Source organism: uncultured Candidatus Kuenenia sp., assembly GCF_900696675.1.
Classification (GTDB): domain Bacteria; phylum Planctomycetota; class Brocadiia; order Brocadiales; family Brocadiaceae; genus Kuenenia; species Kuenenia stuttgartiensis_A.
This window is the reverse complement of sequence record NZ_CAADGZ010000021.1, coordinates 24,793-40,916: the sequence shown is the minus strand read 5'-3', so window position 1 is coordinate 40,916 and position 16,124 is coordinate 24,793. Positions and strand designations below refer to the sequence as shown.

Below are 16,124 nucleotides of genomic sequence, written 5' to 3'. Positions count from 1 at the left end.
GAATAAAACAACCGTATCATAGATTAAAGCGTAGAAGAAAAAGTTGAAAAAGGGGCAATTTAAAAAAATTTAAATTTGCTCAGAGAAAGAATCTTGCATAAAAAAGATAGTTTTCGTTCAGACACTACCTATACGATATTTCCTGAATGTCGGTTAATATGATTGCCCGAAATACCCTATGCTTACGATCATACGAAGAGGCGTGTGCTTTTCTCAATACGTCTCTCGACTATGAAAAGTTAATCAGTTACCAATATAATACTTCGACCTTCAATCTGGACAGGATGGTTCGCCTGCTTGAACAAGTTGGTAATCCGCACAGGGAATTTTCCTCCCTCCATATAACAGGCACAAAAGGAAAAGGGTCTACGGCAATTATGTTGTCAACCGTCCTTCAGCGTGCCGGTTATAAAACCGGACTTTTCACTTCCCCCCATTTAACAAACCTTAAAGAACGAATTCAGTTAAATCATACGAAGATACCCGAAGAGGATTTTACCGCAGCATTAAATGTCCTCGTGCCAGATATTCAGCGATTGAGAAATAATACTCCTGCAGAATCGCCTACGTTTTTTGAAACGCTTACGGCGATATGCTTCCTTTATTTTAAAGAAAAACAGGCGGAGATGGCCGTTCTGGAGGTGGGAATGGGGGGGCGCTTAGATGCTACCAATGTAGTACTACCGCTCGTATCGGTTATTACCAACATCGGTCTCGACCATGTCAATATTCTGGGAAACACTATCCCCCGCATAGCCTACGAAAAAGCTGGAATTATTAAAAAAGGCATACCGGTAATCTCTGCTGCAGAAAAACCGGAAGCCCTTTCTGTGATAAAAGAGGTCTGTATGGAAAAAGGAGCACCACTCTATCTACTGGGCAAAGATATCAGGATAGACGACGCACAGCCCTATACAAATAAGAACTCAAGGGGTTTGCTGTGTAATATAAAAACATGGCAAGGCGTATACGGGAATCTGTTTATTCCACTCATGGGAATACATCAGGCAAAAAACTGCGCGATGGCATTGGGGGCATTGGATGTCCTGCGTGAGCATGGCAAAATCTCAATCGACAACGAAACCATACGTGAGGCGTTTACCCACGTACGTTGTCCCGGGAGAATAGAGGTTCTTGGGGAAACACCATTGATCGTACTGGATTTTGCCCATACCGTGGAATCAATGGCGGCATTGCGGGAGACCCTATTTGAACATTTCACGTTCAATAAACTGGTTGTCATATTAGGATTTTCACAGGATAAGGACATAGACAACATTCTCCGGGAGATTGTGCCTTGCGCAAATGATATTTTCGTTACAAAGAGCACGAACTCCCGCGCCGTGCCGCCCGAAGAATTAGCCAAAAAGATAAAGGCCGTCTATGGAAAAAGGGCGGAGATATGCAATAGCGCCAGAGATGCGGTAATTGCAGCGCAACATGCCGCCTCCCCTGACGATTTACTCTGTATTACCGGATCGGCATACATCGCAGGCGAAGTGAGGCAGGAATTGGCCCATCAAAATATTGCCAGAGCATAACAATAAAAATATAGTCAGCAAATAATGAATATCCAGTTATCTCATGAAACAATTGCCGCAATTGTGACTCCCATTGGCGAAGGGGGCATTGGCAAGATAGTTGTTTCCGGGCCTAAGGCTTTAAATATGGCGAATGACGTCTTTGAAGGGAAACACATAAAAGACCTTTGCAATGCGGAAAACAGCAAACTTTACTACGGCCATATCGTCAATAACAATCAAAGGATCGACGAGGTTATTTTAAATGTAGAAAAACAAGGGAGCAGTTTCACCGGCGAAGACGTGGTTGAAATAAATTGCCACGGCGGCATTCGGATTCTCATGCGGGTATATGAGCTGATTGTTTCACATGGGGCAAAAAAAGAAACATGGGAAGGGCTGGCAGCACAGGCGCTCGAAAACGACCAAATAGATGCTATTCAAAAGGAGGCGTTGCCGGAACTTGTTGCGGCACGCACAAAACTATGCGCAAAAGTGCTTTTAGACCAATACAACGGCGCATTGTCAAAAACGCTTCACAAATGCATGGACATTACAAAACAAATGGAATGCGCCTCCGCAGAAGGGCACAATACAGAGGAAGAAGTCATTTTCCCTTTAAAAGAACTGACGCACAGCATTGACGCCCTGCTCAATACCGCCCCGTTCGGCATGGCATTAATATCCCCGCAGGCTATTGTAATCCTTGGCAAGCCCAATGTCGGAAAATCAACACTGATGAACGCTGTACTCGGCGAAGAACAAATGATTGTGCACCATGAACCCGGAACAACGCGTGATTACGCAAGCGAATATATCTCTATCGAAGATATCCCCTTTGAAATTGTAGATACCGCAGGCATAAGAAAGACAGAAGATACCGTGGAATCCATGAGTATTGAAATGACGCGGGAACAGCTTGGACGCGCGGACAAGGTGCTTGCTATATTTGATAATTCAAAGCCCCTCGATCATGAGGATAGGGAGATATTAGATGCATTGAAATCGTGGAAAATGGCAAAAGCATACGAAAGGCAGCGTGCGCACACCATCATTCCATTGATAAATAAAACCGACCTTCCCGCTCAATTAGACACAAAGATCATTGAATCGGAAATCGCATCTCCGGTATATTACATTTCCGCCCAAAAAAAGGAAGGCCTGGACGTTGTCTATGAAAAACTTGTGGAGGAGTTTAACACCTGCTATCATCCCGGAACGCCCGTCGTGTTTAACAAAAGACAGTTTCATTTACTCTCGGGAGCACGCCGGATGCTGGAAACAGCCGCATTCAGCGCTGCAACAATACAGGAATTAAGGAATATTTTTAACGAATGTTTGCGGGGAGCCATTTATTGAATTTTCTGGTAAATTTTGTGCCTGCTACCGTAGAAAGCAGTATAACGAGAGAACTTACAGGCATAAGTATTGCCGCAACAAGGGGCGAGATAACGCCGAAAAGAGCGGCTATTCCACCGGCAAAGTTATAAAGAAAGGAAATGACAAGGTTTCTCTTGATAATAGAGATAGTGTTTTTGCTTAATAAAATCAGGTCTAAAACAGGAGAAACCCCCTCCTTCGCTGAATAGATGTCCGCAGCGACCAAACTCGCCGCTACGCTGCCCTGAACGGCAATGCCAATGGAGCAGGATGACATGGCAAGGGCGTCGTTTACTCCATCGCCTACCATAAGAGCATTTGAAACTTTATTGACGATCGTGCTTTTCTCTTCCGGTGAAACCCCTGCATAGAGAGAGTCATCTGCCAGCCCTAGTTTTTTTGCAACATTCCGCACCGTGGAGTCGTTGTCCCCTGAAACTATATGTGGTTTTATGCCTGATTTTTTTAATGCAGTTATTGTTTCTTTTGCATCTTTGCGAAGTTTGTCCCCTAAACAGGCATAGGCAACAAGCAATTCATTCCGGTATATAGCAACGGTACTGGCTATAATGCCGGAATCGTCATTGCCGTCATCAGGTAATGCGGAAATTAATTTATAATGATTATCTTCAACTGTTCCTGAAATACCCTTCCCTGGAATTTCCTTTAAAGAACAAACAGGCAATTTCACATCACAGACTTTTTCAAGTTGCTTTACCAACGCCCTTGCAATGGGATGCGGAGAATGTGTTTCGATTGAATATATAGCATTAAGGGTTATGGTATCGGGCATAAAATTAACAAACTCGCCAGACTGAGGAGATTTCCATTTTAAGAACTCAAATTGCCCTTGTGTAATGGTTCCTGTTTTGTCAAAAAAAACGTTTTTGACCCTGCTTAGTTTTTCAAGTGATTCGGCATTTTTTATCAGATACCCCTTTTTTGAGGCTTTTTTTAAGGATAGGCTTTGCGTCAGCGGCGTTGCAAATGCTAAGGCGCAGGGACATGCAAGTATGATGAGGGCAAGCGTTCGTCTTACCGCTTCGGCAATGTCAATAACGCTGTAAAATAAGAAGAACAGCATTCCCAACGAGAGGATGAAGATCGTAAAATAGTGGGCAGCCTTGTCCGTCAGTGAAATTAAGGGTGTTTTGTTGTAGATTTGCTCCTCAACCTTTTTTAATATCCTTCCGATGCGGCTGCCACCGGTTGTATGTTCTATAAGAATTTCTGCGTATCCGGAAACCACCTGTGTTCCGGCATAGATTTTTGCCCCTTTGAAAAGTTTTTGCGGAAGGCTTTCGCCTGTCAAAACAGAGGGATTTATATTAACCCAATCATTTATCATTTCCCCATCTGCCGGGATACGTTCTCCTTCGTTAACAAGGATTTTATCGCCGGCATTTAAATGGCTGGCAGACACCTTTTCATAGGCATGGCGGCCCTCGTTCCATCTCCGGCATATTTGTGCTTCAAAAAATGATAATAAACAGGAACTATTTAAAAATTTCTGTTGTGTCCTGTTCAGAAGATATCTGCTTGCCAATAACAGAAAAATTAATACGGAAAGCGAATCGAAATAAAGATCCTGACGCCCCTGAATCAGATGAAGCAGGCTTAAAACAAAACCTATGACCACCGCAAGCACAATGGGCAAATCGATGCTTGGCCGCCACGCCCGGAAAGACCTCCATAAATTTACGTAAAACGGCCTGGCGCAGTAAAAGAGCACAGGAAGAAAAAATGCCAGGTTTATATACTGAAACACCTGAGCCATAGGGCCCGTCAGCCCGGAATAAATGGCGAACGAGTAGAGCATAATACTGCCCGCGCAGGCGCCTGCAACGCCTAGCCTCATTAACTGCCTGTGGTTTTCCTTTTTCTGGAAATGCCTTGCTTCGCCGGTATTCCTGATCGGATATGTTTTATAGCCTAACGCCGCAAGGGTGGATACCACTTTTCCGAAAAACCCCGGGCTCTTTAGCGACACAAATAAGGTATTTTGGCTCATGTTCAAATGAACAGTTTCAACCTCTGGAATCCAATAGGGAATCTGATCGATGATCCATAGGCAGGAGGTGCATTGCACCCCTTCGACAAAAAATCTCATGCCTTGCCTGCCATCCTGCAACACTGAATAGTCTCTTAAAAAAGATTCATTATCCAGAATATCATATTCGGAACTGCCAGCGTGAGGTTTGTTTATGAGTGAGAAATGTTCTTTTTTAAGAATTGAATAAACGGTTTCGCATCCCCAGCAGCAAAAAATAACGCCGTTGGCATTTATAATGGCGTCTTCTTTTTTTGCAATGGTCTTGCCGCAATGTACGCAGTCAGAATAGGAATATGGAGGCACATCTACACCTTGGGGCAGGGATTGTTAGAATTTTATCCGTTAGGTAATATCGTGAACCATATTCAACAGATTTGCAAACAGTATCTGAATCACAGGTAATAGTTCCGCCACTTCCATTAAACTATCTAAGCTGGTACAGCCAGCTTAGGGTTTAGATGAACACATAATATCTGACTACAACATAAATAGTCGCCAATACCAATGTTTCTAAAGTAATTGGTATTGAATAGATGAGAAATTTTCTGAAGGTTATCGGGTACCCTGCTTTTTCAGAAAGACCTATGGTAATAACATTTGCGGAGGCGCCAATGGGGGTACCGTTCCCACCAAGGCAAGCGCCCAACGCTAACGACCACCATACGGGCATAAGGGTTGGATGCTGAAGCACCGGCGTAATATCCCATCCTTGCGGCAATACCACCTCTGCCGTGTCCTTTACAAGTGGAATCATACTTGCAACAAAAGGGATATTATCAACAATCGCCGAGCCTATCGCGGAAAACCACAACAGGACAATCGATAACGTGAACATGCTTTCCACACCTGGCTGCGTCAGTGCAATCAATCCTTCAGAAAGCTTTGAAATAAGACCTACCTTTACAACGCCCCCCACAATAATAAAAAGTCCCATAAAAAAGAAAAGCGTAGACCACTCTAAATCCCGAAACACATGGTGCACATCTTCCTTAGAAATGATCAGCAGCACAGCAGCGCCGACCAGTGCTATTGTCGCCGGCTCGTAATGAAATACCCCATGAAAAATAAATCCAAGGATAACCATGCCCAGCACGCCAAGTGATTTTTTTAATAAACCAACATCTTTAATTAAGGCATATTCGTCCATTGCAAGTATCTTCTGTCTTACTTCTTCCCTTACATGCATCTTTTTCGCAAAAAGAAACCGGACAGTCAGGAGAAATCCCCCGAATATGAAGAATACAGCAGGTGTTAAATGATAAATAAAATCCATAAAAGTCAGATGTACCTTACTGGCAATCATAATGTTGGGGGGGTCGCCAATAAGCGTTGCAGTACCGCCAATATTGCATGCCATAACCTCGGTAATCAAAAAAGGAAAGGGATCCAATTCCAACTCCTCCGCAATGAACAACGTTACGGGAATAAGAAGCAAAACACTGGTAACATTATCAAGAAACGCGGAAGCAACTGCCGTTATACAAGCAAAGAAAATGAGGATCAGAAACGGTTTCCCGCGCGCAAGTTTTGCTGATTTAATAGCAACAAATTGAAATATCCCTGTTTTCTTAAGGATATTGACAATAATCATCATGCTTATTAGCAAAAATATTACATTATAATCTATAGCATAATGTTCCTCATAAAAGGCTTCATGTTGGCTGACAATCTTAAGGAGGATCATCAAACCTGCGCCAATGAGCGCCACTTTAGTTTTGTCGATCTTTTCAGAGACAATTAACCCGAAAGATACAAGGAATATGAGCGTCGCAATCCAAAATACCATATTTTATTTCTCCATTATTTATCAAAGTAATTGATTATTAAACTCAAAAACGTAAAATAGGATATCATAAAAATCCTGATTTAAAAACAGTAAAACCTGACAAAAATTCAGTTTTTAAACAGTACGTTAGTTTTTTGAAAAAAAGCTTCAACTTTTATGGTTATAACACATATCCCCGACAGGCGTTGGGGGGGCATACTTCCAACATAAAAAAACATAGCAGATCCCGCATGTGCACTCTGTTACCCATCAATCATGACAATCCGTGCCTGCGAAGCCTTTTGGCAACACCTTTTTTTAAAAACGGCATTGATACATACTTTGTGATTTCGTATTCTTGTAATACCGGTAAATTTCCGGCAACGCAATGAAGTCCGTCTTCTGACCGTCTGTTTAGGTTTGCCCTGTGCGGCAAAGGTAAAAATGTATCTTTTAATAACTATGGTGATAAAAAATGATTCGTTTTCATAACGTTTGTCTGAATTTTGGCTCTACCGTCATTTTTGACGAGCTTTCTCTGCAAATTCGATTGAACGACCGCATTGGATTAATCGGACCCAATGGCGCGGGCAAATCCACATTTTTCAAGCTCATCTGCAAATATATTGAACCCTCTTCCGGGAGTATTATTTATGCGAAAGGAGTGAAAACAGGATACCTGCCTCAGGAATGTTTTGCGTTCAGCAAAAAAACTGTTTTTGAGGAGGCGGGTTCCGCCTTTGAAGACATTCACCATTTGAACCGGCAAATAGATGCGGTACATAAAGACCTTGACAGCCCTTCCCTTACCGATGAAGACCGCCAGCTACTCCTTGAACGGCACACACACCTGCTACATCAGTTATCGGTGGTGAACGCAAACAAAATGAATGCTGAAATTGAAAAGGTATTAAAAGGCATCGGTTTTAAGGACGCCGATTTCAGGAAAGATATTGACGCCCTGAGCGGTGGGTGGCGGATGCGTGTTGCCTTAGCCAGGCTGTTGCTGCAAGAACCGGATATCCTGCTTCTGGACGAACCCACAAACCATCTTGACGTTGATTCTATTCTCTGGCTTGAGCAGTACCTTAAGGAATTAAACGGGGGGTTGATTATTATTTCCCATGACAGGGCTTTTTTAGACCGGAATGTTTCTGGTATCTGGGAGCTTGAGAAGGGGAATATCACTGAATATCACGGCAATTATTCTTTTTATGAAACCGAAAAAGAAAAAAGGAGTGGGCTGCAAACTTCACGCTATGTCAATCAACAGAAGAAAATTAAAGAAGTAGAAAGATTTATCGAGCGATTTCGGTCAAAAAATACAAAGGCGTCACAGGTACAGAGCCGAATCAAAATGCTTGGAAAAATGGAAAAAGAGACCTTGCCTGAAAACACGGTTCACAGGGTTACCTTCAGGTTCCCTCCTGCAAAACAAAGCGGTGCAAGCGTCCTTGAAGTGAAAGACGTTTCCTGCAAATATGCAGATCAATGGGTATTTCAGGGAGTTTGCCTTTCCATAGAACGGGGAGAAAAGGTTGCGCTCGTAGGGCAAAACGGCTCTGGAAAATCCTCATTATTACGCATTATAAACCGTTTGCATACGCCCCAAAGCGGTACTGCCACTTTCGGACACAATGTGCTCGCTGACTATTTTGCACAGGAAACCGCGGAAAGCCTCCAGGGTGACAATACGGTATTGGAGGAAGTCGAATCCATTGCTCCGTTTTCTATGATGCCGCACGTAAGACACCTTCTGGGGGCATTTCTCTTCTCCGGAGATGACGTGTTTAAAACGGTAAACGTTTTAAGCGGCGGAGAAAAATCGCGTCTGTGCCTTGCAAAAACTCTTTTAAAACCAACGAATTTCCTCGTGCTGGATGAACCCACAAATCATATTGATATCACTACCAAAAAAGTACTCAAAGAGGCGTTGCTGAATTACCCGGGAAGTCTTTTAATTGTTTCCCACGACAGAGACTTTCTGGACGGACTCGTTTCAAAGGTTTATGAACTGAAAGATGGAAATCTTTTCATTCATCTGGGCAGTTTTAAGGATTTCTTAGAAAAAAGAGAGGCGGAATTACGGTCGGGAACACATAAAACGGCGGGACAGGAAGCGCCGGAATTAAAATCTTCAGGGATAACCACTCAAAAGCAGATATTTTTACAAAAAAAGGAACAAAACGCTAAAAGAAGAAAGTTCACAAAAGAACTTCAAAAAATCGAGGAAAGAATCTCCTACCTTGAAACGCAAAAAAAAGAACTTGACCAAACCCTTTTAGATACCGAATTATATAATGACAAGGAAAGGCATATTATCATCAATAAACAACATAAATCAGTTTCCGCAGAGTTAAACGACCTTTATAAGAAATGGGAGGTCTTACACACCGAATTGGGAGCTGTAGATGCAGGGATAGCCGTGTAATAATGGTTTGGCCGCAAGCTGCCCATGTTGCCTTTCCGCTTTCAAACTTCCCTCGCCGGTAGAGGGAACTCTGTAGTAATGCCTCTCCGGGCGTTATGCTGCCTTGCCCGTAAAGATTCTCTGGTTCTTTTTCAGATTACACAATACCTATGCCTAAATTTTTTATGAAAAGGAAGAAGATGAGTTCAAGACCACAGAGGGTTGCTGTCAAGGCAGTACACAGTATTGCATATCCAAGGAATCTTTCTTCCCTTCTAAGAAGAAAGGCATATATCAGGGCTATAATTACAAGAATTGCAGTAAATGTTTCAAGAGTGGCCACTTCGATGGTGAGCTTCTTTTTATAAAATAAGGATATTTCTTCCAGAAGGTCAAAACCAAGGCATACGAGCAGTGATACAATAACAGGCGTAACCGTCTTGCCATGCCTTGCCTTTGCAAGTAATATAAGGGCAACAATAGCTGCTGTAAACGTGATTAATTTAAAAATGAATTCCATTTACATCTCCTTTATACTGAAGAATTTTATGACAACGCCTTAGCACATAGCCCATCCTACCATTTGAAACTCCGATGCAATTGAAGTCACCACTTTATGTTTTTACGAAAGGCGGCTCACTTTTTTAAAATTTGGGAATTATTATTAGCGATGCTGTTATTATGGAAGGGGTTTTTGAATCTTTGACGCTCCTTGTTCAGCGGAAGTCCGTCAGAACATCAGCGCACCTACCACAGAGGGTTTGAAACTCTTCGACCGTTCCAACGCTTTCCCTGTAATTCCAGCATCGTTCACATTTTTTATGTTGTGATACGCCACATTCAATCCAAATATCTTGTGTTAACTCCCCTTTTACCGCATTTTTGCCAATGCCATTGCGGCGTACCTTTACTTCCGATACGATAAATAATGCCGGCAGGTCGTTTTCATATTTTATGAGAAATTTGTAACGGTCTTCATTTTCGGTAAAAAGGGACACCGATGCCTCTAATGAATTACCAATGGCTTTTGCCGCACGCATTTTTTCCAGTTCTTTCGCCACATCGGTACGGATATTTATCAGATTTTCCCAATTTTGATCTAACGAAGCATCAGTCCATGCAGGATTACATTTTGGAAATGTTGTTAAATGAATACTCCAAAGGTCTTCATCCTTAAATTCAATATTTGACCAGACTTCTTCAGCCGTGTGAACGATGATGGGAGCGGAGAGTTTTACCAGGGTAAGTAAAATGGTGTGGAGGGCAGTTTGTGCCGCACGTCGTTCCCTCGAGTCTTTCGCAAAGGTATAGAGACGATCTTTTAAAATATCGAGATAAAACGAACTCATTTCTACCGCGCAAAAGTTGTGGATGCTATGAAATACCTTGTGAAACTGTAAGGTTTCGTAATTAACAGTAATCTGTTTTATCAATTCCTGTGTTTTATGTATTGCCCAGCGGTCAATCTCCAGCAAAGCATCGTGAGGTATGGCGTTTTCGTGTGGATTAAAATCGTAAAGATTACTGAGTAAATATCTGAAGGTATTGCGAATGCGTCGGTACGCATCTGAACATCTGTTGATCAAATTGCGGGATACCCCCATGTCGTGCTGATAATCCATGGAAGATGTCCATAATCTCAGTATATCCGCTCCAAATTCCTTTAAAATATCCTCTACGGAAATAAAATTCCCGATAGATTTTGACATCTTTTCGCCCATTTCATCAACGACAAATCCATGTGTCAAAACGGATTTAAAGGGCGCCTTTCCCCATGCACCGACTGAAGGAATAAGTGAAAGCTGAAACCATCCGCGATGCTGGTCGGTTCCCTCCAGGTAAAGGTCGGCAGGATATTCTAATTCTGATCGTTTTCTTAATACGGAATTGTGGCTTGAGCCGGATTCAAACCATACGTCAAAGATATCCATTTCTTTTTCAAAATGAACGCTTCCGCATTTTTTACATTGAGCATCCTGGGACAGGAAATGAGATGCATCCTTAAAAAACCATGCATCCGCTCCTTCCGCTTCAAATTTGTCCCGCACAAAGAAAATAGTCTTTGCGTCAATGTGTTCTTGTCCGCAATTTTTACAAAAAAAGGCCGGTATCGGCACACCCCACGAACGCTGCCGCGAAATGCACCAATCGGGTCGGTCGGATACCATTTTTTCCATTCTGTTTTCACCCCACGAAGGTATCCATTTTACGTTTTTAATTTCCTTTAAAACAGTGCTGCGTAAATTATTGTGGTCGAGATTAACAAACCACTGCTCCGTGGCCCTGAATATTACGGGGTTTTTGCAACGCCAGCAATGGGGGTATGAGTGGGTTATATTTGTTTTCTGAAGAAGCGCTCCGACTGCATCAAGTTTATTAATTATAGAGGTATTGCCTTCTATAATGTTTTGACCGGCAAATTCACCTGCTTCACCCGTGAAGACGCCTTCAGCATTAACGGGACTCAGAACAGGCAAATGGTATTTAATGCCCGTAATAAAATCTTCCTGACCGTGCCCCGGCGCTATATGAACACAACCCGTGCCGTCAGATAAAGTAACATAATCTGCCATGACGACAAAACCCGTTCTATCCATGAAAGCATGTTGATATTTTACCCCCTCCAGCTCGATCCCCTTTACTGTACCAAGTTTTTTAAAGTCTTTTATGCCCAATGATTGCAGTACTTCATCGATACGGCCATCAGCCAGTAAGGAAACCTCTTTTTTATTTGTTTTGGGGTGAAAATAACGGATTGCCGTGTAATCGTAACCAGGGTGTAGTGCTATTGCCAGATTTGCCGGTAGTGTCCACGGTGTAGTTGTCCAGATCATTAAAGAAACACCTTCGTTCCCGTCATCAGGGAAAAAGTTTTTAAGCGTGTCCTTTATCTTAAAATGTACGTAGACGGAAGGGCTTGTTTTGTCATGGTATTCAAGTTCCGCCTCTGCGAGGGCAGTAGCGCAACGTGTACACCAATGGATAGGTTTTCTGCTCCTGTATACGTAACCGTTTTCAACGAGTTTTGCAAATACCTCAATAACGCCCGCTTCGTACGCGGGGGTGAAGGTAAGATATGGATGTTCCCAGTCTCCGAGTACACCTAGCGCCTTGAATTGTTTTTTTTGAATAGTGACGAATTTCTCCGCATATTTTTTACATTTTTTGCGTATTTCCGTCTTTGTGAGATGTTTAACTTCACTTCCAACCTCTTGCATAACTCGATGTTCAATAGGAAGCCCATGGCAATCCCACCCTGGAACGTAAGGGGCATCGTATCCCTCCATCGTGAAAAAACGCACAATAAAGTCTTTTAATATTTTATTCAACCCCGTTCCAATGTGTAATTCACCAGTAGGATAGGGAGGGCCGTCGTGCAGTATATATTTTTTCTTATTTGTTCGTGCTGCGCGAATTTGTTCATAGAGCACATCCTTTTCCCATTTTTTCTGAATAAGAGGCTCTTTTTCGAGTAAATTTGCTTTCATTGAAAACTTGGTAGCAGGCAGGTTAAGTGTTTTTTTATAATCCATGATGGTTGGCGGGGTTTTCTATAAATTAAAATTCAATAAAGTATTTATGCTTTCAGGAGTCACGCCCTCTATCATTATTTTTTTGTCCCGGGAAGTCTTTCCAGAAATGATGTGTATAGAAGACGAATTAATATGAAATGTTTCTGCCAGCAATTCAACTACTGCCTTGTTGGCCTTGCCCTTTTCAGGTGCTGCAGATACCGCTAACTTCAGACGTCCTCCCAGATTCCCCACGATACGATCCTTGCCTGAACCGGCTTGCACTTTGACGAAAACAATGATACCCGTATTTGTTGCTATGATATCAAGCACGCTAAAATATTATAGAAAATCCGTCAAATGCGTCGGAATATTCTTCCTTATGAACTTGCATTTCTTCAACAAAAGCGCCCGCAGGGCCTTTTCGGCACCAATCGATTATTTTATCAACCGCCTCTTTTTTACCTTCAAAGACCGCCTCTACCCGACCATCGGTACAATTCTTCACCCAACCATGTATTCCATACTCTGAGGCCTTCTCTTTTGTGGTGGCACGGAAAAACACTCCCTGAACATGGCCCAGGATATATACGTGCGCTCTAACATTTGACATAGGTGAAAAAATCAAACAGTTAAAGAATCACTTTGCACCGTAAACATGTGCGCTATCTTCCGCCGAAGGTAAATAATTTAAACCAACGAAGGTGAAGTTTACAATACCAAAACAAACCAACAACCAGAACGATAAGATAACGGCCATCTTTGATTTGCTTACTTTCATTTTGGGCAAAACAAGGGGGGTATGCAGATAGGCCAAATACGCAAGCCATGTAATCAAAGACCATGTCTCCTTTGGATCCCACGACCAGTAGTCTCCCCAAGCCTTTTTCGCCCATACTGCGCCGGTAACCATTCCCAAGGTAAGAAAGGGAAATCCGAAAGCAACGATTTTGTAACTCAGCTTATCAAAATTCCTAACCGACATTTCCTTGCCGGATCCGCCGGACTTAATATCGACTTGTTTCTTAGAAAAGGGTTTTACAACCAGATATATTATGCTGGTAACAAACGCAATGCCAAAAGCGGCATATCCGAGCATATAGGTTATAACGTGTACTAACATCCAATTGCTTTTTAATGCGGGCATGATTGGTCTTATTGTGTCGTCCTGAAGGGTCGCATAAAGCAAAATAAGCATTGCAAGAACAGAGGATAATGCGCCTACCACCCTGAAATCATAAATAAATTCAAAGATTATATATACAAAGGCGGTGCAACACGCATAAAATATAAGAGATTCGTATAGATTGGAAAACGGCGGATGCCCCGCTTCTATGGAACGTTTTAATACGAGCGTTAAGTTAAAACAAAATGCCAGGATAAGAAGCCCTAGTGATGTCCATTTAGCAGGAACAGACATCCATATTTCTCTTACAATATAAGCGATTGCCGCTAATACATATACAATTAAAGTAAGATTAACTATACTCATTTTCCGCCACCTCATTTTCTTTTTTTAGTTTTTTACGCAAAAAAGGTTTTACGTAAAATATAAATACAACGCCAACACATAATGCTGCAAAACCGGCATAAGCCACAGGAATACCGGGGTCTTTTACTATTTGCAAACCAGAATAACTCAACTTTTCAGGATCATAACTGGATTGATAAATTGCGTAACCATCGTATTTTAAAGGGTCGTTTACCTTGATTGATTTTTCTATTATAGTCTGGTTGTTTTTTACTATCCTCAAATCACTAACGTAATGTTTAATAGATTCCCCGGTAGATTCGTAAAGAACTGCAAAGTTATTATCTTTATACCATGTAGCGTATTTACTGTTTGCAAACAACCACTCTTCTTTTTTCCCGCGTGGTCCATTGATTCTCACGTGTATGGCTGGAGTACCCACCTGGTCAGATTTTTTGACTACATCTTGTTTTATGTTGAAAGAAGGGAAATATCTGGTAATTATTAGCTGAAGATCATTATTCGCAAACGAATACTGTTTGTTCAATTCCCACGGCATGGTTTCTAATATCTGTTTATCCTTTATGTAAACGAGTTTTTGGTTTCCGTCGGGAGCCTGACAGACCCTGATTACGTTTCTTGTCATATGCGCTTTTGCAATACCGCTACAGGAAATCTTTATGTTCTCATATTTTAAGGGATGCATCTTATCCCAATCAGGAAAACTTTCAAATATCCAGCGTTTTTCTAAGCCGTCAGGCCCTTCTATTTCAACGTGTACGGCAGGATTGTTTGCCGGCTGTTCGCTAACAGGCCTTTTGTCTCCGTAATTAAGCACATATTCCAATATTCGCAGTGAGTACTCCGATGCACCTAGTTTAAATGTCTTATTCAATTCCAGCGAATAATCCTGAAGAATTCCGAGATCAGGAACAGAAGCCGTTATTTTTGCATCAACATTTTGTACCGTAGTTACTGCGTTATCAAATTCCTGCTTAGAAGGCAACCAGATATATTCCAGCCGCAAGTCTTGCTTCTTTTCATCATGATAATTATTTGCGTGCGCCAGTAGCCAACCTTCCGCAAGGGCTCTTTCCGACCCGAGGAGTTTAATAAAGACAGCCGGGTTATCCGGCCTGTCTGATTCATTAACAGGTTCCTGTCGTAACTCTGCGTCCGGAACATAGTCATTAATGACCACATTATACTCTGAGCCGGGTATCCGCTGTCTTTTACCAACCTTTACCTCTAATATCTTCTGTTTATCTTTATCTTTAACATACGTTGTAAGTTGAAATTTTGGTTCATTTTTTTCGAGGATGAAGTTGTCGAGCGCAATTGTAAAGGGCAGAGGTTTTTTAATATAATCCGTCCGGCCCATACTGTCTATTTTTTGCGTTAAAAAGTAATCAACCGATTTCCCGATATAAACATTTACACCTCCCTTAACCCCCATTTGAAACTTAATCACCCCACCCAACAATATCAAGATCAAACTGAGATGCGTAAGCACAAAACCAGTTTGCAGAAAGGTGTTCCGCCATCTCCTTATAGTACAACATATGAGATTTGCGCACAGCATTACCAAAAGTAACGAAAACCAATGTGAATAAAAAACATTATTTAATTGTGTTATTCGAACAACCGTAGCAAGTCCATATCCATACCGTGCCGTATATTCTTCAAATGACCTTCCCTGAACAATGAATGTTCCCAGCACACATGCAACGGCCATTAACAGGATAATTATTACGGCTAGTTTGACCGAGCAGAAAAAATCCCAGACCTTGTTTGTATCTTTTCTTTTCTTTTCTTCAGACTTGTTTACGCCTATTTTCTTTTCATCAACTATGGTTCCGTTTTTAACACGCGTCGATTTCCCTTTACTACTTTCCATTATTATAAGAACCTATAAATAAATTTTTTTAACAAATTAAACCAAACAACAAAACAGTATGATGCATTAACGAATGTTATCCTTGATATTACGAATGCAATTTTGGCTGTTTCTTA

The 16,124-nt window shown here is 41.8% G+C and carries 11 protein-coding genes; 3 read left to right on the top strand and 8 right to left on the bottom strand.

Annotated elements, in window-relative coordinates; all coding sequences use genetic code 11:
- Positions 1 to 146 precede the first annotated feature (146 nt).
- Positions 147 to 1,541, top strand: a complete 1,395-nt coding sequence (locus QZT26_RS05390; RefSeq protein WP_295101122.1) for a folylpolyglutamate synthase/dihydrofolate synthase family protein — start codon at positions 147 to 149, stop codon at positions 1,539 to 1,541.
- Positions 1,542 to 1,565: 24 nt separating this feature from the next.
- Positions 1,566 to 2,879: a GTPase gene (locus QZT26_RS05385; RefSeq protein ID WP_295101120.1), complete on the top strand. Its 1,314-nt coding sequence runs from the start codon at positions 1,566 to 1,568 to the stop codon at positions 2,877 to 2,879.
- On the opposite strand, the gene QZT26_RS05380 is transcribed toward QZT26_RS05385, so the two are convergent.
- Together QZT26_RS05380 and QZT26_RS05375 are read right to left on the bottom strand one after the other, a co-directional pair.
- Positions 2,848 to 5,256: a heavy metal translocating P-type ATPase gene (locus QZT26_RS05380; RefSeq protein WP_099324757.1), complete on the bottom strand. Its 2,409-nt coding sequence runs from the start codon at positions 5,254 to 5,256 to the stop codon at positions 2,848 to 2,850. The genes QZT26_RS05385 and QZT26_RS05380 overlap by 32 nt on opposite strands.
- A gap of 151 nt (positions 5,257 to 5,407) precedes the next feature.
- Positions 5,408 to 6,739 (bottom strand): ArsB/NhaD family transporter, encoded by a 1,332-nt coding sequence (locus QZT26_RS05375; RefSeq protein WP_295101119.1) that lies wholly within the window; start codon positions 6,737 to 6,739, stop codon positions 5,408 to 5,410.
- A 454-nt stretch (positions 6,740 to 7,193) separates the two neighbouring features.
- Here QZT26_RS05375 and QZT26_RS05370 point away from each other — a divergent pair, with 454 nt between their 5' ends.
- Positions 7,194 to 9,149, top strand: a complete 1,956-nt coding sequence (locus QZT26_RS05370) for an ABC-F family ATP-binding cassette domain-containing protein (protein ID WP_295101117.1) — start codon at positions 7,194 to 7,196, stop codon at positions 9,147 to 9,149.
- Positions 9,150 to 9,285: 136 nt separating this feature from the next.
- Here QZT26_RS05370 and QZT26_RS05365 read toward each other — a convergent pair whose 3' ends face one another.
- The 6 genes from QZT26_RS05365 to QZT26_RS05340 form a co-directional block, all read right to left on the bottom strand.
- The gene (locus QZT26_RS05365; RefSeq protein ID WP_295101115.1) at positions 9,286 to 9,648 is read right to left on the bottom strand and encodes a hypothetical protein; all 363 of its coding nucleotides are present in this window, start codon (positions 9,646 to 9,648) and stop codon (positions 9,286 to 9,288) included.
- A gap of 196 nt (positions 9,649 to 9,844) precedes the next feature.
- Entirely contained in the window at positions 9,845 to 12,616 is a 2,772-nt protein-coding gene (gene ileS, locus QZT26_RS05360) for an isoleucine--tRNA ligase (RefSeq protein ID WP_295101114.1), read from the bottom strand.
- 63 nt (positions 12,617 to 12,679) lie between these two features.
- Positions 12,680 to 12,973, bottom strand: a complete 294-nt coding sequence (locus QZT26_RS05355; protein ID WP_099324763.1) for a DUF167 family protein — start codon at positions 12,971 to 12,973, stop codon at positions 12,680 to 12,682.
- 1 nt (position 12,974) lies between these two features.
- Entirely contained in the window at positions 12,975 to 13,253 is a 279-nt protein-coding gene (locus tag QZT26_RS05350; RefSeq protein WP_295101111.1) for an acylphosphatase, read from the bottom strand.
- 27 nt (positions 13,254 to 13,280) lie between these two features.
- Positions 13,281 to 14,132, bottom strand: a complete 852-nt coding sequence (gene ccsB, locus QZT26_RS05345; protein ID WP_157820446.1) for a c-type cytochrome biogenesis protein CcsB — start codon at positions 14,130 to 14,132, stop codon at positions 13,281 to 13,283.
- Positions 14,119 to 16,008 (bottom strand): cytochrome c biogenesis protein ResB, encoded by a 1,890-nt coding sequence (locus tag QZT26_RS05340; RefSeq protein WP_099324766.1) that lies wholly within the window; start codon positions 16,006 to 16,008, stop codon positions 14,119 to 14,121. Before QZT26_RS05340 ends, ccsB begins: the two co-directional genes overlap by 14 nt.
- Positions 16,009 to 16,124 lie beyond the last annotated feature (116 nt).